This is a genomic window from Buchananella sp. 103232 (genome assembly GCF_058725725.1).
The window spans coordinates 1-18,388 of sequence record NZ_JBZXJM010000025.1 but is presented as its reverse complement, the minus strand read 5'-3'; the positions used below and the strand labels follow the sequence as shown (position 1 = coordinate 18,388).

14 protein-coding genes are annotated in these 18,388 nt (G+C 63.2%); 2 read left to right on the top strand and 12 right to left on the bottom strand.

The features are described 5' to 3' along the window. Positions 1-286: 286 nt before the first annotated feature. From AC4PWQ_RS04160 to AC4PWQ_RS04140, 5 genes are all read right to left on the bottom strand, one after another. Positions 287-3,121, bottom strand: a complete 2,835-nt coding sequence (locus AC4PWQ_RS04160; protein ID WP_492089838.1) for a fibronectin type III domain-containing protein — start codon at positions 3,119-3,121, stop codon at positions 287-289. Positions 3,122-3,558: 437 nt separating this feature from the next. Then, positions 3,559-5,316, bottom strand: a complete 1,758-nt coding sequence (locus tag AC4PWQ_RS04155) for a DHA2 family efflux MFS transporter permease subunit (protein ID WP_492089837.1) — start codon at positions 5,314-5,316, stop codon at positions 3,559-3,561. 2 nt (positions 5,317-5,318) lie between these two features. Next, on the bottom strand, positions 5,319-5,774 hold the full coding sequence (locus AC4PWQ_RS04150; protein WP_492089836.1) for a DUF2871 domain-containing protein: 456 nt from the start codon (positions 5,772-5,774) through the stop codon (positions 5,319-5,321). A 110-nt stretch (positions 5,775-5,884) separates the two neighbouring features. Next, positions 5,885-6,505 (bottom strand): response regulator, encoded by a 621-nt coding sequence (locus AC4PWQ_RS04145; protein WP_492089835.1) that lies wholly within the window; start codon positions 6,503-6,505, stop codon positions 5,885-5,887. Beyond that, on the bottom strand, positions 6,502-7,725 hold the full coding sequence (locus AC4PWQ_RS04140) for a sensor histidine kinase (protein ID WP_492089834.1): 1,224 nt from the start codon (positions 7,723-7,725) through the stop codon (positions 6,502-6,504). Before AC4PWQ_RS04140 ends, AC4PWQ_RS04145 begins: the two co-directional genes overlap by 4 nt. Before the next feature lie 292 nt (positions 7,726-8,017). Here AC4PWQ_RS04140 and AC4PWQ_RS04135 point away from each other — a divergent pair, with 292 nt between their 5' ends. Both AC4PWQ_RS04135 and AC4PWQ_RS04130 read left to right on the top strand, forming a co-directional pair. After that, on the top strand, positions 8,018-8,548 hold the full coding sequence (locus tag AC4PWQ_RS04135; protein ID WP_492089833.1) for a fluoride efflux transporter FluC: 531 nt from the start codon (positions 8,018-8,020) through the stop codon (positions 8,546-8,548). Further along, positions 8,545-9,033 (top strand): fluoride efflux transporter FluC, encoded by a 489-nt coding sequence (locus AC4PWQ_RS04130; RefSeq protein WP_492089832.1) that lies wholly within the window; start codon positions 8,545-8,547, stop codon positions 9,031-9,033. Before AC4PWQ_RS04135 ends, AC4PWQ_RS04130 begins: the two co-directional genes overlap by 4 nt. A gap of 160 nt (positions 9,034-9,193) precedes the next feature. Here AC4PWQ_RS04130 and AC4PWQ_RS04125 read toward each other — a convergent pair whose 3' ends face one another. The 7 genes from AC4PWQ_RS04125 to AC4PWQ_RS04095 all read right to left on the bottom strand — a co-directional run. Beyond that, positions 9,194-10,264, bottom strand: a complete 1,071-nt coding sequence (locus AC4PWQ_RS04125) for a pentapeptide repeat-containing protein (RefSeq protein ID WP_492089831.1) — start codon at positions 10,262-10,264, stop codon at positions 9,194-9,196. A gap of 195 nt (positions 10,265-10,459) precedes the next feature. Further along, positions 10,460-10,996, bottom strand: coding sequence for an Imm61 family immunity protein (locus AC4PWQ_RS04120; protein WP_492089830.1), 537 nt, complete (start codon positions 10,994-10,996; stop codon positions 10,460-10,462). Further along, positions 10,990-12,588, bottom strand: a complete 1,599-nt coding sequence (locus tag AC4PWQ_RS04115) for a glycohydrolase toxin TNT-related protein (protein ID WP_492089829.1) — start codon at positions 12,586-12,588, stop codon at positions 10,990-10,992. Before AC4PWQ_RS04115 ends, AC4PWQ_RS04120 begins: the two co-directional genes overlap by 7 nt. A gap of 537 nt (positions 12,589-13,125) precedes the next feature. Further along, entirely contained in the window at positions 13,126-13,986 is an 861-nt protein-coding gene (locus AC4PWQ_RS04110; RefSeq protein WP_492089828.1) for a pentapeptide repeat-containing protein, read from the bottom strand. 269 nt (positions 13,987-14,255) lie between these two features. Beyond that, a complete protein-coding gene (locus AC4PWQ_RS04105; protein ID WP_492089827.1) occupies positions 14,256-15,788 on the bottom strand; it encodes a pentapeptide repeat-containing protein in 1,533 nt (510 codons plus the stop codon). Between the two features lie 61 nt (positions 15,789-15,849). Continuing rightward, positions 15,850-16,994, bottom strand: a protein-coding gene (locus AC4PWQ_RS04100; protein WP_492089826.1) for an IS3 family transposase whose coding sequence is annotated in 2 segments (ribosomal slippage) — positions 15,850-16,709 and positions 16,709-16,994 — 1,146 coding nt in all. Because the reading frame shifts where the segments join, the coding sequence is not laid out codon by codon here. 124 nt (positions 16,995-17,118) lie between these two features. Continuing rightward, the coding region (locus AC4PWQ_RS04095; RefSeq protein WP_492089825.1) for a pentapeptide repeat-containing protein at positions 17,119-18,388 on the bottom strand (1,270 nt) is incomplete at its 5' end.

Here is an 18,388-nt window from a genome sequence, read left to right as displayed (position 1 = left end):
GGCGTACATGCGTACGGTCGGGGTACATGTGACCGGTTGGTGCCGTGTCCCGGTTCGGTCGTATCGACCCGGATCGGTCGCACTGTCCCGGATCGGTCGTATTGGACGCGTGGGTTCAGCGCGAGTCAGGTGGTCTGCAGTCGGCAGCAGGCAGGGTTTGCAAAGCTTTCTCCTTGACCGAGAGGACCGGTTTAGACAAATATAGGCGCCGCAGATAGGGCTCGGGGCTTGGGGAGAAAACTCCCCAAGCCCCGAGGCCTAGGTTGGGTTAGCCCGGTCTAGCCGGTCACTTGGACCTGCGCAAGGACCTAGCGGAGAGGAGCACTGCTCCCCCGATCGCCAAGATCAGTGCAAGTACGGCGGTACCCGAGAGGTCCGCGCCCGTGCGCGCCAGCTTCCCGGCGGGCTTAGGGCTCTGCGTTACCTTGGGCGTAGCCGGAGTCGCAACATGGGATTCGCTCGGCTTCGCAGACGCTGTTGGCGTCAAGCTCGGTTCGGGAGTCACAGTGGGCGTCTCACTCTGAGCGGCAGAGGGCGACTGCGAAGGCGTTGCCGAAGCAGACGGTTCCACGGACGCAGTAACTGACGGCGTGGTCGATGCGCTTTCAGAAACAGACGCTGACGGCGATGCGCTGACAGAGACCGACGCACTCTGGGAAGCAGAGGCCGAGGCGCTAGGCGACGTCGACGTGCTCTGGGACGGGCTAGCAGAAACTGACACTGACGCACTAACCGACGCCGACGCCGAAGCAGAGGCGGAAGCCGAAGTGCTAGAGGAAGCGCTCGCCGACGTGCTCTGGGACGGGCTAGCAGACACTGATGCTGACGCGCTAACCGACGCCGACGCCGAAGCAGAGGCGGAAGCCGAAGCGCTAGAGGAAGCGCTCGCCGACGCACTCTGGGATGTGCTAGCAGAAACTGACGCAGAGGCGCTTGACGACGCACTCTGGGAAGCAGAGGCCGAGGCGCTAGGCGACGCCGACGCGCTCTGGGACGGATTAGCAGAAACTGACACTGACGCGCTAACCGAGGCCGACGCCGAAGCAGAGGCGGAGGCCGAAGCGCTAGAGGAAGCGCTCGACGACGCACTCTGGGAAGCAGAGGCCGAGGCGCTAGGCGATGTCGACGCGCTCTGGGACGGGCTAGCAGAAACTGACACTGACGCGCTAACCGACGCCGACGCTGATACCGAAGCCGACGCGGATTGCGAAGCGGTAGTGCTGGCAGACGCGCTCGCAGACGGGGTTTGCTTGGGCTCGCCCGGTAGGGAGACCACTAGCCAGTCGCCGTTTCCGGCTTCGTTCCAGGCAGAAACTCGGAAGGTGTAAGTGACATGCGGGTCCAACCCGGTCAGGGTGCGCTCCTTGGCTACCGACGGAGCGTTCTCCACCACGGTCCAGGTCTCGCCTCCGTCAACAGACTGTTCCACCACGTAGTCGCGGACGGCGTCGCGCGATGGGCCCGCGCTGCCATCCTGCTCCCAGGTGAGCTTGACAGTGCCCGGGGCGGCACCCGCTCCCCCGCCATCAGCTCCGGCTCCTGCCCCGCCATCAGCCCCGGCGCCTGCCCCGGCGCCAGCACCCGGCGTAGCGCCGCGCTCGACGCGCAGTTCAGAGACGGGCAGCGGGGTCATCCCCAAGATGAGTACGCGGGCGCCTCGACCGCCCTCCCCAACAGTCACGTACTTGTGTCCAGCAGCGTCGAAGGAAATACCGCGCGGGGTGGAGTAGCCGGGGACGCGCACGTCACCCACCGCGCCCTGGACGGCAGCGTCAACCTTGGAGTGCGTTCCGACGCTTTGTCCGGCCGGTGCCGCCACCATGTTGGCCTTGGCGACGTGGGCGAACTGCTTGTTGGCGGCGGCGGTGGTGCCGTTGCCCCACTGGCGCTGGTAGTTACCGGCAGCGTCGAATTCGTAAACTCCGGATGACTGCGTCCACGCAAATAGGTGGCGGTAAGGCTGGGCGCCGGGTTCTAGTGCGACTGCGGGGCCGAACATGGTCCTGCCGGAGGGGAAGATTGTGGCCACATCCTGGTTGGGGGCGTAGCCGGCCCCGAGGCGCTGGATGACCTCGTTTTGTGCGTTGCGTACCTCAACGAACGGCTTTGCCCGGTAGGTGTCGTTGTTGGCGGCGTCGTCTCCGAAGTTGACCAGTGCGATGTAGCGTCGCCCGTCTACGGGGTCGACGGCAACACCGTAGGGGTTGCGCAGGAAGCGTGTTGCATCGGCGCGTAGTGGCTCTACGCCATTGTTGGTCGGCGCATCGAGTTTGAGGTTGTCTTCCTGGGGCAGCAGGCTGCCGTCTGCGCCGTAGCGAACTAGGCGGTCGGAGACTTCGGAGTTGATGAGGATGCTGCCGTCGATGTCGGTGGCGGCTGAAACGGAGTAGAAGGCAACGCCGGGCTTGTCTTTGTGTGCCCAGGGCCCCTGGAAACCTACCGCGCCCTGCTTGGTGCCAGCAGCGTCGAAGAAGGTGATGCGGCTGCCCTGCTCACCCTCGACGTAGGGGGCAGCGGCTTCGGAGTCCACAACAAAGATCTTGTCGCCGGACTTGGTGATGCCGCGCGGGCCGTGCTTGAGCGGGTTGGTGTCGTAGATGCCGTCGCGGATCACGGTGCGGTCGGCGGGCTCTTCCCAGGTTTTGCCGATGCCGTCGTTGCTTGCCCCGTGTGCCGAGAATGTGCCGTTGCCGGTGTAGTTCGTGGCTTCTGCGGCGGTGGTGTTGGATTGCCCGTAGACAAATACTCGTGGGGTGCCGGTTTGGCAGGAGGGGCCAGAGTGTCCGCTTAGGCGGCAACCGAAGCTGCTGTAGAGCACTTTGCCGGAGTCGGTCACCCAAAGCCGGTTGTTGGTGGTGTCAACCAGGATGCCGTAGTTGTAGGTGGCGTCGTTGACGCGTGTTTCGACGTCGCCTACCAGGCCCCATTTGTTGGAGCCCTGTGCCTTTCCGGCTGTGTAGGCCACGGAGGTGTCGGCGCCGGTGACGGCCCCGGTGTAGTTCGCGGCGGGAGTGGGCGTCGGGTCGATTGCCAGCGCGGCCCCGGGCGTGATGAGGGCAACGATGCCTAGAGAGACTGCTGCCAGTGTGCCGAGGGCTCTCCCGGAGGGAAGGTGAGTCACAGGGTTCCTTTCGACTTAACGAAACGCGCGTGAAGCTAACGCAGGAAAGTGAACAATCGGTTTCCGGCCGGTAGGACTGTGACGTTGCCGAGTGGTCAATTTAGGGGCGGTAAGCACGGCGGCGGGTTTCTCCCTGGCGGCTCGCTGTAGGCAAGCCGTTGGGTGCGGCTTTGTGCGCTTGCTTCGTTATCTGTGGCCTTGGGACGGCTTGATTCTGGCTAACTGGCGGGGTGAGACGCCCAGCGGTTTCTTGGTTGCCACCTCAATTGCAGGGCTCTGTTTCGTCGGCTGTCTTTTGGTGTCCGACGTTGCCGCCTGGCGCTTCTTTTGACCGAATTCTTGTGCGGTGAAACACAGGGAAAAGAGGGCGCGAGTTTCAATTATTGAGATGGGGCGGTGGCGAAATGTGAATGCGGCAGAACCGGGTGAGTCGCGCTTCATTTGTGGAGGTTGCGGAGGCGAAGAGCGCCCACGAGGCCCAGAAGAAGGAATAGGGCCGCAACGAGGATGGAGACGCGGGCAGCGTCGGCGAATCCGGTGGCAAGGGCGTCGGCCGCACCGGCGCTCTGCGCCCCCAGCGGCCCTGCTTCGCCCTGGGCACGCAACTGGGCGATGGTGGTGCCGGCGCTGAGGCGGGTGGACTCGGCTAGGGCGTCGGCGCTCGCGCCGGTGAACCCACCCGCGTTGAGAGCGGGCGCCAGGCTGAGCTTCAGGGCTGCGGAGAGCACTGCGCCGGCGAACGCGGTGCCGAGCGCCGCGCCGATCTGGCGCACCGTGGACTGGGCGGCAGAGCCCTGCCCAGACAAATGCACGGGCACGTCCCGCAGGACGGTGCCGGTCAGCTGGGCGGAGGCCAGGCCCAGCCCCAGCCCGTAGGCGACCAGCGGTAGGGCTATCGCCCAGCCGGGCGTGTTTGCGCTGAGGATTCCGGCCAGGGCGAGCACACCGGTCACCTCCAGGCCCAGGCCGATCGCCACGGTGCCGGGCGCGCCGAACCGGGCGGCCAGGTGGCGGGCGGCGGCCCCGGAGAGGAAGGCACCGAACGCCATCGCGGCCAGCACCAAGCCGGCGCCCATCACGGTGAGCCCCAGCACGTTGACCAGGTAGAGCGGCAGCACGAAGAGCAACGCAAACTCCCCCACCGCCACCGTGGCGGCGGTGATGTTGCCCCAGGAGAACGAGGCCAGCTTGAACAGTTGGAGGTCCAACAGCGCGGAGCGCCCCACCTTGGCGCGGTGGCGCTCCCACACCACGAAAAGCGTTAGGGCCACGGCGGAGATCGCCAGTGCGACCGCCGCGATCGAGACGGCGGCGGTGGCGGGCCAGGTCAGGCCCAGCAGGCTGAATTCCTTTTTGGGCGCCCACCAGCCCAGCTCGGGGCCCTCGATGATCGCAAAGACCAGCGTGCCCAGCCCGATGCCGGAGAGCAGGGAGCCGTCAACGTCCACTCCGCGCCGCTTCATGTCGCTGCGGGTCTCCGGGACCACCAGCATTGCTGCGACGACCAGCAGGACGCCCAGTGGCAGGTTGACCAGGAAGATCCACCGCCAGGATGTCCACTGGGTGAGCGCTCCGCCGGCTAGCGGGCCGATGGCGGCTGCCCCGGATATCACCGCACCCCACACTCCGAATGCGGCGGCCCGGTAGGGACCGCGAAAGACCGCGTTCACTGTGGAGAGGGTGGAGGGCATGATGAGCGCCGCCCCCAGCGCCTGCACGGCCCGCGAAGCGATGAGCAGATTGCCCGACGCTGCCGCAGCGGCCAGCACGCTACCGGCCACGAACACCGCTAGGCCGGCAATGAACAACCGTTTGCGTCCCAGCCGGTCGGCCAGGTTGCCGGTGGGCAGCAGCAGAGCGGCGAGCAGCACGGCGTAGAGGCTGTTGACCCACTGCGCCTCGGTTAGGCTCAGCCCCAGCTCCCCGATCATGGTGGGCATGGCCACGCCCACGATCGTGCCGTCCAGGACGATCAGGCCAAGGCCGATCGCCAGGACCGCCAAGCCCAGCCAGTCGCGCCGCGTGGGTGGCGGCGCGCCCTCCCGGCCGGTGTGTGCGTGCCGCGAGTCCACCGGTCGGCCGACCTTGCTTGCGTCGCCTCCCGAATGGGAGGCACGCCGGGGCGCGCCATTGGCGTGGGCGTGGACCTCTGCACCGGTAGGGGTGGACTGGCTGGGCTTATCTGGGGCAGTCATGATCAGGCGGCGTCCTGCTGCGTCTTGGTGGGACCGGCCAGGACTGCTCGGCGCAACGCCACAAAGAAGACCACCATTCCGGCGGCCAGCATGATGTGGCCCAGGCCCGCGATACCGGAGATGGCCGGGCCGGACTCCTTGCCCAGCACGGTCAGGCAGCCGTGAGTGAGCAGCATGGAGACGGTGACAACCAGGCCGGCGTTGTATAGCCAGAAGAACCAGGAAAACAGCTTGCCGCTGCGGGAGAACGCAAAGACCTTCTCCAGGGCCAAAGCCAGTAGCAGGACGATGAACCCTAGGGTGAGCAGGTGTGTGTGGACCACCGACAGCTGGGTGTAGCCGCCCTCGGGGAAGTCGTTGAAACGGGTAAACTCGCGGAAGAAGACGCCGCCGGCGGCGCCCAAGATCAGATAAATAAAGGCGGCGTTGAGCAGCTTCTTCATGGCGTTGTTCTGCATTGGATTCCTCTCAGGAAACTCACGGTTTGTTGACAGGTCGGTAAGGCACTGGCGCGCGGTTGGGGAAGGCCGGTGCGGCGTCGTCGGCCCAAATGAAAAAAGAAAGACCTTTAGATCAGGCCGGTCTCCTGGGCCACGTGGACGGCGCGGGAGCGAGAATCCACGTCAAGTTTGGCGAAGATGTGCACCAGGTGGCTTTTGACAGTGGCCTCGGTGACGAACAGAGTGCGGGCGATCTCCCGGTTGGCCGCGCCGGTGGCTGCCAGGCGCAGCACCTCCACCTCCCGCGCCGTCAGCTTGGGCAGTGGGGCGCGCATTCCACGCAGCACGCGGGAGGCCAGGTCAGGAGTGAGCACAGTGTCCCCGTTGGCTGCACGGTGAATCCCGTCCACGATCACCTCCGGGGCCACCTCCTTTAACAGGTAGCCGGCCGCGCCCGCCTCGATCGCGCCGAGTATTTCGGCGTCGCGGTCGAACGTGGTCAGGACCAGCACGGCTGGCGCCGGGGCGAGTTGGCGCAATTGAGCCGTGGTTTGAATACCATCCATGCCGCTGCCAAGGCGCAGGTCGCACAACACCACGCTCGGTTGCAGGTGACGGGCCAGGGTTAAAGCCTCCTCCCCCGTGGCCGCCTCACCTACCACCTGCAGGTGAGGGTCTGTCTCCAAGAGCGTGCGCAGTCCGCTGCGGACAATGGGGTGGTCGTCCACCAAGAGCACGGTGATGGTCACGGGGTCTCCTCTACGGTGACGTCGGTCGCGTCGGTGGATTCGGTAGCGGCTTGGGGAGCCTCGGCAGCAAGCGGCAGGAAGATGGACAGCGCCGTGCCCTCACCGGGCGCGGTCTCGATCTCCAGGCCGCCGCCCAACTCTCGCAGGCGCGTGCGCATGAACCGCAGTCCGTAACTCGAGGAAGTAGCGGAGCTGCGTTCCCAAGCAGGCAGGTCAAAGCCGCGCCCGTCGTCAATGATGTCCAGGCGCACCGCGTCGCCGGCGTCGATCAGGCTGACCACCACGCGCTTGGCGCCGGAGTGCAGGCGCACGTTAGACAACGCCGACTGGGCCGTGCGCAACAAAGCAACCTCAATCTCGGTGGGCAGGATCGGCAGGGACTCATCCACGTGCAGCTGCGTCTCCAGGCTGGTCTCGTCGCGGGCACGGTCCAACATTCGCTGCAATGCGGCCGCCAGTGCGCTGTTTTCCAACTCTGCCGGAGCAAGAGCGGCCACGATCCGCCGCACGTCGGCCAGGCTGCGCCCGGAAATCTCCTCAACCTGCGCTAGGGCGCGGCTGGCGGCAGCGTCGTCCGTGCCGGATTGAGCGGTGTGGGCGATTAGGCGAATGGAGGAAAGCGCCTGCGCCACGGTGTCGTGGATGTCCCGGGAGATGCGGGTGCGTTCCGCGATGGCGCCGGACTCGCGCTGGGTGCGGGCCAGCTCGTCGTGCAGCAGCGCCATCTCTTGTTGCGCCACCGTCAGGGAGGCCAGCAGGCGCTCGCGCTCTGAGGCGTCGCGCAGCAACTGCAGGTAGCCGCGCGAGATCGCGAAGGCGAAGACGCCACCGATCACCGGTCCCAGCGTGTGCGCGAAGCTGGCAGAGCCGTGGTGGAGGATGGGCGCGCAGACCGCGATGATCAGTATCGCCACAGAGAACGCCAGTCCCCAGACCAGCGGCAGCAGGTGGCCGGCCAGGATCCACAACAGGAAGGCCAGCCACACGAACTCCGGCGACACCGCCACGGCCGCCAACCAGATGAACGCGAAGCCGAGCAGCCACCAGGTGGCCACCTTGCGCGAGTACGGCTTGACCGGGAACACGGTGCCGGCGGTGTGCCAGGCCAGCAGTGCCAGCGCGCACAGGATCGCCACGGGCAGCGCCACCTCGGCGGCGTGGGCGCGCACGGCACCCACCAGGGTTAGCGCCGCAGCGATCACGTGCTGGCCAAGTTCCATCGCGCGCACGGTGCTGTGCGAACGCGCGGGCGCGGCGGTGGCGTGTGGCTCACCGGGCGCGGCGGTGGCGTGAACACCGGCAGGTGCTGCGGTGGCGGCAAGCACCGCTGGCGCAGGGGCTGACGGAGTAGGGGTTGAGGGTGCAGAAGTCATGGCCACTCTCCCTTCACTCGCTTTAGCGCGAATCCACACCACTAGTTCACCAGGATGACGCGCGCCAGGCATCGCAACGATGGGCGAGGTTTCTTTCCAACTTTCGATTGATACCTGCCGCGCCGCAATAATGGGGCCCGTGCCCACCCCCGAACCTGGCAGCCCTGCCAAACCCGAGCTGCCGTACCCCGGCAACGCCGCCCCACCGCACTCCCGGCGCGATTCCCTGCTGGACGCCGCGCTGGTGGCGGCAGGCGGCGGGACCGGCGCGCTGGCACGCCACCTGTTGATGGCCGGCGTGCCCGACGCCCCGCTCGCCCTATGGAGTATCAACGTGGTCGGCTCCCTGCTGCTGGGTGTGGTCACCGGCGCGGCGCTGCCTAGGCGGGCGCGCCTGACGCTGGGCACGGGCCTGCTTGGCTCCTTCACCTCCTACTCCGCCCTGGCCGTGTTCACGGCGGGCGGCGCGCTGGTTTCTGCGCTGCTCTCGGTGGTGGCCGGTGTGCTGGCGGCTGGCGCCGGAATGGCGGTGGGGGCGCAGGCGCGCAGTGGCGGCGTTCCCTGCGTGCCGCAATACGGCGAGCCACAAGACGACCCATCGTCCGCCCCGCAAGACGGCCGACCGGCCGCCCCGCAAGACGGCCCTTCCCGAGACGGGGCGGCGCGATGACCGCCGTGGCCGTGTTCGTTGGTGGCGCGCTGGGTGCGCTGCTGCGCCACCTGGTTTTCGCTGCCCAGCCGAGCGCACGCGCGGCCTTCCTGGTCAACGTTGTTGGCTCCTTTGCCCTGGGCGTGCTGCTCGCGGCCGGGCCGGGCGAGCTGTGGCTGGCCACGCTCGGCACCGGTGTGTTGGGCGGCCTGACCACCTTCTCCACGGTCAGCGTTGTCGCCGCACAGTTGGCCCTCTCCCCCGCGCCACCTGAGCGTCGGTCCGGGGTGGACGACGCTCCCGCCTGCCTTGCGGAGAACACGCCTGCCCCCGTCAGTGCATTGGTGGCCGACGCCGCCTCCCGCCGCCCCAACCACGCGGCCACTACCTCCCCTGCGCTGGCAGAGGCAGGCATTGCCAGCTACGCCCGGGCGGCGGCCTTCGCGTTGGCGATGCTGGTGACGTGCACGCTTGCCAGGTGGGCGGGCGGTGCGCTGCTGGGCTGAGATCTCGGCTGGCCATGCAGGCACAAGCCAAGATTCAAGAGACCTGACGCTTCGCAATCTAAGGCGCAGAGGCGCCACACCACCGTGCCCCGCGCCTGGAATCTGTGAGGGAGGCTCTTAGCGCCGAGCAACGCTGGCGGTAGGTAGTAGGTGCGGCGGGTCAGGCGGACGGGGCGGGAGGAACGTCGTCCACGGGGAAAGCACCGTACGGCATGCCGTTGCTCTCCACCGGGATCGGGCCGAACTCCGTGCCGCGCGGGAAGGCGGCCGTGAGGAAGTATGTGGGGCCGGTGAAGGTGGCGCCGAAGAAACTGGCCGGGCCGTGGCAGGTGGCGCCCTGCAAATCTAGGGCTCCGTGGCAGGTGGCGGCCTCCATGCTCAGGCCACGCCAGAACACCGCGCCGGGCAGAAGCAGGTCTTGGCGGAAGGTGGCGGAATGGAGGTTTACGTCCCCGTGGAAGACGCACCTGGTGAAGTTCACCCGGTTATTGAAGACGCAGTAGTCGAAGCTGACGGCGCGCGTGAAGGCGGTGTTGTGGAAGCGAAACTCGCAGTCGCTCCACGAATGCTTGGCCGGCACGGTGGACAGACCAAGGCCGGCGGCCTCGGGGCTGCGCGTGTGGGCGGCCATGATTTTGAGGATCTGCTCCTCGATCTGCACGAACAGGGAGGAGGGGGCGAACGATGGCCGGGTCAGCATCGGAACGGCGCGGTCGGCGAAGGCCCGCTCGGGGTGCGTGCGGTAGTAACGCAGGTAGGAGCACAGAAGCGTGACGATGCGCTGCTTGTAAGGCCCGCCCATCGTGTGTGCGACGTTGACGAGGGCGTGAACGGCGGCCTCGCGCTCGCGTAGGGAGAGTGAGACTAGGTTCTTAAGCTCCCGCTCGATCGTGGCTTCAGCCTGGTGATGGCGCAGCCAGCCGATCAGGATCAAAGTGCCGATGATGATTACGCCGATTAGGAACAAAGGGAAGGTCGGGTTGTTGTTGCGGGTCGCCGCGTTCCAGAAGTCGGTCAGCCAGCCGGGGGTGCCGTGGCGCTCGACGTAGCGGTAGCCGCCGAACACCAACAGCAGCGGCACGCTCACCATCAGCGCCCAGGTGATGGCGCTGCGGCTCCCCTTGCGGCGGCGGGGTTTGGCGGGCTGGCGCGGCGCGGGGGCGGTGGCGTCGGTGGGGCCGGGTGCTGGTCTGGGGGTGTGGCCTGGTGTGTAGTTGGGGCGGGCGGTCATGGCAATGGTTCTACCAGAAGCGCGTTGCGTACGGCGGCGCGGGGTGGGCATGGCGGGGTTCGGTGCCGTGGGCGGGGTGGGCAGTGTTTGGGCGGTGCTGTTTTCGGATGGCACCGATGACCGCAGCAGTACAGCCTCGGTCGGGAGGAGTGACTGCCTGCCAGACGGGTAGATTTTGAATCGCGAAAGGAGTCTTTATTCTTGGGGACGTTTGTAGATGAAATCCGAGAATAGGGGGGCGCCGTCTGGGCTCATGTAAGCCTCAAAAAGGTCCTTTATCGGAACGGTAACGATATGGGACAAGTAGGTCGGTTCCAATGGTATATTTGATCCCTCAAATACGCGCATCGGGTAGAGCTGTCCGGATTTAGTGTCGCGAAGAGTGTAGTGGTATTCGTCTAGCTTATGCGGCACAAAGCCTTCCCTGAGGCTCCGTGCCATTCGATATACGTCGAATCGCGGGAGGTGTGCGATTTGTCTATAATCTGAGCACATAGCGGCGATAATGCGTCTTTCAATTAGCTCCAAATCGGTTGCAAAAAAGTTGAACGTTGGAGGGTTGGTGCGCTCGAAACGCCCTAGCCGGTACTCGTCGCCATCCTTCTCGATTAAGTAGGTTAGGCTCGCAGGGTGCCATATCGTGTAACCGTCCCGGTGGGCCTCAATGGTCCAATTCAATTGCTCCGACTCTGCGAGCCTGACGAACTCCTTTGAAAATGTAAAATCTACCATGGTGATGCTCCTAGCTGGATGAGTCGGTCCATTGAAATGATTTTCCCAGCTTCTTTAAATGATAACTGTATCGCGCCTCCAGGGTGCCCGAGGTTTGGTGCAGCCTGTGAAATCATCACTTCCAGATCGGGTAGCTCGTTGGAGAAGGTGAGCTGGTTGTAGGGTAGGTCTTTACTGGCTTCGCGAAGCGCACGAGATTCGAAGCTGAAAATCCTCCCTTCCTTGACGGGGCAAAACCACTCGCCATTCTCAAAGCCGACTCTGTCGATGACGTCGCCAAATTCCTCCACATATTCAGACATGGACAATGTTCGTTCGGTTCCTTCGACAGCGGCTGGGCCGTAGATCTCTTTGCCGTTGGGGGCGTGGATGCTTGCCCATTCTTCTGCGCTCTTGATTCGTCTGCCCTCGTGTTTCCCAAATGGGGCACGCGTTCTTAATAGGTCACGTCCGGTGGCTCCAGGGCGGAGGGTCTTGCCCCTGACATAGAGATGCCTTGTGTTAGCAGCAGCGCGTACCCGTCCGGCGGCATCGTTCAACGCTTTTGAGGTTGCTGTCCATGCTGTCTTGCCGGCAGCATAGATCTTGCTCGCGCCCGTGTTTACTGCCTTGACGGCTCCACGGCCAAAGGTCAAGAACGCGCCCTTCAGCCCACCAGTAGCCTTGAGCGTCCCACCAAAACCCTTCAGGGCCTTCAAAGACGAAACCGCACCGCGCAGGCCGCCTAGGCCGATGCAGCCCAGGGCAGCGAAGCCTACGGAGAGGAGGGCTTCGCCCCAAGTCTTTTCGCCGCCGATGGCTAGACCGATGTTGGCTAGTGCAGCCACGATCCCAGCGATCCCAGCGACAACCGCTAGTGCTTGGCCTAGTACAGGAACCCAGCACAAGACCAGGGCCAAGATGCCCGCAATATTGGCCATCCATTCGGCTATGTCAGCGATCCAGCCCAGGACCTTAGCGCCATAGTCCTCCCACCAGCCGTCATTAAGCCCATCGGTGGCGGTTGCCCGCTGGATGGCGTCAATAGCGGTCTGCGCGGCTTGGTCACGCTCCTGGACGGCGTTTTCAATCACCCGGACCTGATTATCAATCCGCTCCTGTGCGCCTGCCGCATCCTGTCCGGCACTGTTAGCTAACCGCGTGTAGCGCACGTACTGGTCGTGCCCATAGCCGCTGTCGTCGTCGGTGTCCGCGTAGTCGTCGGCCAGGTCCTGGTAGTAGCGCTGGTTGTCGCGGGCCTCATCGCGTTCCCACTTGGCCTGCCTGGCCGCATACAAAGCATTCAGCGTGTCGGTCTGCACCCGGTCCAACGCCGCCGAATACGTCTCCAACGCCTCCCCGGCCGCGCGGTAACGCCCCTCGGCCTTGCCGATCCCGTCTAGCAGGGTGTCGCGCTGCTCTAGTAGCGCCGTGACACTCTCGGCCCGCGAACTCGCCCCAGCCTCCAGCCCCCGCAGATTGTCAGCGCAACGCTTGATCGCATCAGCCACACCCCGATACCGGGTAGCGCCATCACGCACGACCACCGGGTCCCCCGGGGTGGGGTCACCACCCAGCCCCAGGGCACTCCAATCAGAGGGACGCTCGCTCATAAACGTGAAATCACGTCACGTAGTAGGCAGATGGCGCACGCTTGGCGCTACTGTCGGGCGTTCGAGTTGCAATACAAATCCTTCCCGTAACCGGGGCCCCAATGCTCATTGGTCAGAACTTAACGTCCGTGTAGGGAACAAGCAAGTGCCAAGTTCCGAGGTGTGGAAAACTATGGAGAGTGAAACAAAGGGGCATGTCCCTAAAATACTGGTTAGAGGGAGGCACGACGATTTTGTGAGGTTGAAGAGGGCGCTCTCCCGGTGAAGGGTGTGGGTGGCTGAGGGCAGGGAGGCAAGGCGTTCGAAGATGATAACTCCTACATTAGAAGATCTAAGAGAGCCTAGCCCTGGCCGGCGGTACCTTCTGTGCGTCGAACTCGACTACCTCCTTCGGCTTGGACTTCTTTGCACTGGTTGCCGGCTCGGGTGATCGGTCATGGCAATGGTTCTACCAGAAGCGCGTTGCGTACGGCGGCGCGGGGAGCGTTGGTGGGGACGGTGTGGTGGGCGGGGTGGGCAGTGTTTGGGGCGGCGTCGTTACGGCTGCAGCGGTGTTCCGCCCGGGCCAGTCGCGCCCACGAAGCTCGGTGGCTGGGCGAAGTGGACGCCAGTAAAGTCGACGCCGCCTTCAAACCGCACACCGTCAAACCGCACGGGCCCGTCAAAACGGGCGCCGGCAAAACGCACGGGCTCGCGGAACGTCGTGCGCGTGAAATCAGCACCGGCGGCAAAGATCGAGTTCTTGAAATCGGCCTTGCCGTTGACTTCGCAGTGGTCAAAGTTGAAGGGAACCAGGAAATGCGAGGGTACGCCGAAGGAGTTAAATGACAGGTCGCAATCGCGCCAGTCGCGCATCGAAGGCTCATCCGATCCGGTGCTGCTGGCGGAGGTGGCGTAGGCAGGTTGGGCACGAGATTGTGGCCGGAAACGGGCCCTCAGTACCTCGATGACGCGACGTTGCTCCTGGGCCAGGCCACGCTGTTTAGCCAGCTGTTCCTGGCCAAAGTCCCCACCCTCGGGATGCTCAAAGAAGGCATCCACCGTGATCTTGCTGGGCGCCGCGCACAAGATGCCGACCACCTGCGCCCTGTACTTGTCGCCGAATTTATCCGCAATGGAGATCAGTTGGTTGATTCCCGCCATGCGAGTGGCTGGGTCCTCGGAGATACTCTTGGACACGGCCCTACTGATGCCGGAGGATGCGCTGTTCCACCTCCACAGGCGCGGGCCCCACTTGAACGCAGCCGCGAGCAGTACCACCCCGGCGACGGCGAGCACGTAACCAAGGGTGTGGGGGCCAAAGGCTTGCTTCTGGGTGAGGAACAAGACGAGGGAAACCAACGCCAACCCGCCGAAGTAGGAAGAGAAGACGACGATGCCTTCCTTGTGCTCTTTCATGGTGGGCTTTCTCCTTGGTGCGGTGCAGCGTGCAGAAGTGTGCTCGGCTAAGTTACAGGTCACTGGCCGTGGTGACCGGCAGGAAGGCGGGACATTGCGCAGGGATGGGGCTACGCGCGGATGATCCGCACTTCAGCAGCTCCATTACAGATGCGCGTGAGTCTGCCGCCGGACAGGTGTCCGAGAGAAGCCGCGATAACGGTATCGCCGGCAATAGAAGGCAAGCGCAGGTGGGCCAGGTCTGGTGGGCTGGTTTAGCCGTTGGTGGTCTAGGGAGCGTTTCCGTCGGAAGGCGCGGGGTCATCGTCCCACCGGGCACCCTTGGGCAAGCCGTTGTCCTCAAGCGGTATTGGACCGAACGGCGAGCGCTCAAACCTTTTCTGGTAGTTCTTCTGAGCCTCCCGAGCGAAGGTGCTGCCGCGGAAGCTAGCCCCGCCGTTGAAGGTGCTGCCGTCGAAGCCGGCCTCGCCGATGAAGGCGCTGCGGTCGAAGCTGACCTTGCCGTTGAAGGTGCTGCCAGTGAACCAGGCCCAGCCATTGAAAGTGCTGTCGGCGAAGCTGGGCCAGTCGTTGAAGGTGCTGCCGTCGAACCTGGCCAAGTCGTTGAAGAAGCTGGAGGCGAAGTTGGCCTCGCCGTTGAAGGTGCTGCCGGTGAACCAGGTCAAGTCGTCGAAGAGACTGCCGACAAAGCTGGACTCGCAATGGAAGGTGGCACTAGAGAAGCTGGATTCGCATTGGAAGGTGCTGCCGTCGAAGCTGGCCAAACCCTTGAAGGTGCTGTCGGCGAAGCTGGCCCCGTCGTTGAAGGTGCTGCCGTCGAAGCTGGCCCCGTCGTTGAAGGTGCTACCGCTGAAATTCACTTCACGCGCAAAATGGCATTCTTTGAATGTGATGTCACCGATGAAGATTCTGGATTTGAAGTTTAGTGGTTCGATGAAGCGTGCGCCGTGTAGATCAAACTTGCACTCGCTCCATGAACGTATGGTTTCTGCCGTGGAGGCCTTAGTATCGGCAGCGTCATGTTTGAGTAAGTGAGATGCAAATACCTCGAGGATAGTTGACTCAACTGGCCCGTCGTCGGATTCGTAGACGCTTGTGGCGTCCGTGCCTGTAGTGTTTACGTCGGCATCTTCGATCAGAGTCTTCTCTGGTTTGCGCACGACGAAATTCCCTCGCTTGGTTCGCAGATAGCCGCAGAGTATGTTCACGACGCGCTGCTTGTAGTCGCCCAGGTAAGTGTCTGCAACATCGGCCAGTGCATAAACTCCGGCGATTCGAACCTGCTGGGATTCCGATCCGAGCTGTTGTACTGCAGCGAGTAGCTTATCCTCGATGGTGCGCTGCTTGGCTTGGCGAAGTTCTTCTTGGTATCGCTTCTCGGCGCGTTGAACGTCCATGGCATACTGCTGCTTGGCGCGTTCAATCTCGGCTACTTCACGCTCCTCTTTCCGGTTAGCACGTTGCTCCTCGCGTTCAGCTGCTGTCCTCTCGCGAAACTTGATGACCAGATAACTGACGGCGCCAACGCCGCCGATCAACGTCAATGCAAGTTTCAGGATTTCGTAAGCGTTAGATCCTGCAGCACCTGGGGACCACACTGTGAACAGTCTGTCCCAGCCAGTCTTGTCCTTGGGGGCCCAAAGTGCAGTCAGAGCGGTAAGCGCAGCAATCCCGGCCACGACCCAGAACAGGATCGCGCCAAAGAGGGGCCAACCTTGCAGCCAGTTGGAAACTGCTTCGCGAGCACGAGTCCACCTGGAGGGCGTGGCTGCCTCCCAATGTGTGGCTTCTTGGTCTTCCAAGGTCAACTCCTTGCTGCGAAGTAGTAGACGAATACAAATGGGTCTGGTGCAAGTTTTGGTGTCAGTTTGTGTAGATTGTTTCGTATTCGATTGGTGTGAGTTTGCCTAGGCGGGCTTGGCGGCGTCGGCGGTGGTAGGTGGATTCGATCCAGTGGCGGATGGCGGTGGCTAGTTCCTGACGGGTTTCCCACTTGCGGGTATTGAGCACGTTCTTCTGTAAGAGCGCGAAGAAGGACTCCATGGCAGCGTTGTCCGCACACGTACCGGCCTGTCCCATGGACTGGACCAGCCCGTAGGCGAGGGCAGCTTGCCGGTAGGCCGTGGAAGTGAACTGCGCACCACGATCTGAATGGATTACACACCCGGCTGGTGGGTGGCGGTCTGCTACCGCCTGGGCCAAAGCGTTAACCGCGAGAGAAGCGCTCATGGACGTAGCACTGCTAAGAGCCACGATCCGGTTAGACCACACGTCCTTGATCGCACACACATACAACTTGCCCTGAGTGGTGGGATGTTCGGTGATGTCAGTAAGCCAGAGACGGTTAGGCCCATCGGCACGAAAGACCCGCCCAACCAGATCAACCCCAACGCTTCTAGCACTCTTGGTGGTCTTGGTCTTGCCTTTGGGTACAGTAATAGACCTAATGCCCAACTCGTGACAGATCGACCACACCGTGCGGCTAGCCACCTTGACTCCCTGGCGGGCTAGTTCATCGGTGATCAGCCGGTAGCCAAAAGCAGGATCAGCACTATGGATGGCCCTCACCCGTTCCTTTAAGTAGCTACGGCGTTGTTCTAGCCGGCTTTGCCTACACCCGCGCCACCGGTAGAAAGGCTGGCGGGCGATACCAAGCACCCGGCAGATCCGACTAACCGCTATGCCCAAACCAGCTAGTTCTTCTACCAGGGGGTAGATCATTTTGGGTTCACATCACGGGCCAGGTAAGCCGCCGCCCTTCTAAGAATGAAGCACTCTTCTTCCTTCAACCGCAACTGGCGCTCTAACTGCGCGATACGAGCCTTGTCCTCACCCGCACTAGCCTTGAGCACACCCTTAGAAACCTGCTCGCGTCTGATCCAAGCATCCAGAGTCGAACCCCCAATCCCAAAATCAGCTGCTACCTGCGCCAACGTCATCCCAGCAGGACGATTCAACGCAAAACGCACCACATCCCGACGGAATTCCGGCGCATACTTCCTGGGCATCACAGCCCCCTCCCGCGAGACCAACAGCCCCGCAACCAGTGACACCAACCATTACACCATTCCCAATGTTACGGAGAGGCGGGGAGGGGCGAGAGTGTCTACGGTCTTCGTAGCGGTCTAGCATTCAGTGCCCATCGGGCAAAGCGGTGTCTCCGTCGGGAGGAGAGCCTTCCGGTGCGGTGTCGTCACCCGAAGGCACGGTCTCATCGTCCCACCGGGCGCCCTTGGGTAGGCCGTTTTCCTCAAGCGGTAGTGAACCAAACGGCGAGTGCCCAATTGAATCTTCGTAGTCCATCTGTTCGCGCCGATTGAAGGTGCTGTGGTCGAAGCTCGCCCGGTCGTAGACGGTGCTGTGGTCGAAGCTGGCCCACTTGTCGAAGGTGCTGCCGTTGAAGCTGGCCCACTTGTCGAAGGTGCTGTGGTAGAAGCTGGTCCTGCCGGTGAAGGTGCTGTCGTAGAAGCTGGCCCACTTGTCGAAGGTGCAGTGGTCGAAGCTGGCCAAGCCGTTGAAGGTGCTGCCCTTGAAGCTGACCCAGTCGTTGAAGGTGCTGTGGTCGAAGCTGGCCAAGCCGTTGAAGGTGCTGTCGTAGAAGCTGACCCAGTCGTTGAAGGTGCTGTGGTCGAAGCTGGCCAGGAGCTTGAAGGTGCTGTGGTCGAAGCTGGCCCACTTGTCGAAGGTGCTGTGGTCGAAGCTGGCCAGGCGCTTGAAGGTGCTGCCGCTGAAATTTACTTCACGCGCAAAATGGCATTCTTTGAATGTGATTCCACCGATGAAGATCTTGAATTCGAAGTTTAGTGGTGCGATGAAGCATGCGCCGTGTAGATCAAACTTGCACTCGCTCCATGAAGGTGTGGCCTCTGCCGTGGAGGCCTTAGTATCGGCAGCGTCCTGTCTGAGTAAGTGAGACGCAAAAACCTCGAGGATAGTTGACTCAACTGGCCCGTCGTCGGATTCGTAGACTCTTGCCGCTTCTGTGCCTCCGGTCTTGACATCGGCATCTTCAACCCAATCCTTTTCTGGCTTGCGCTCAACGAACTTCCCTCGCTTGGTGCGTAGATAGCCGCAGAGTATGTTCACTACGCGCTGCTTGTAGTCGCCCAGGTAAGTGTCTGCAACGTCGGCCAGTGCATAAACTCCGGCGATTCGAACCTGTTGGGATTCCGAGCCGAGCTGTTGCACGGCAGCAAGCAGGCGCTCCTCTGCTTCCTTTCTGTCGGCCCGCGCTTCGTCGCGCTCCGCTGCAGCACGTTCGCGGTACTTCACGACGAGGTAAACAACTCCTCCGATTCCACCAACTAACGCAAGTGCTGACTTGATGTACTCGGCCTTGTCGATCGCATGCAGATCGAGTAGCCAGAAGGAGAAAATGCGCCGAAGCGAGGAAATCCGGCTC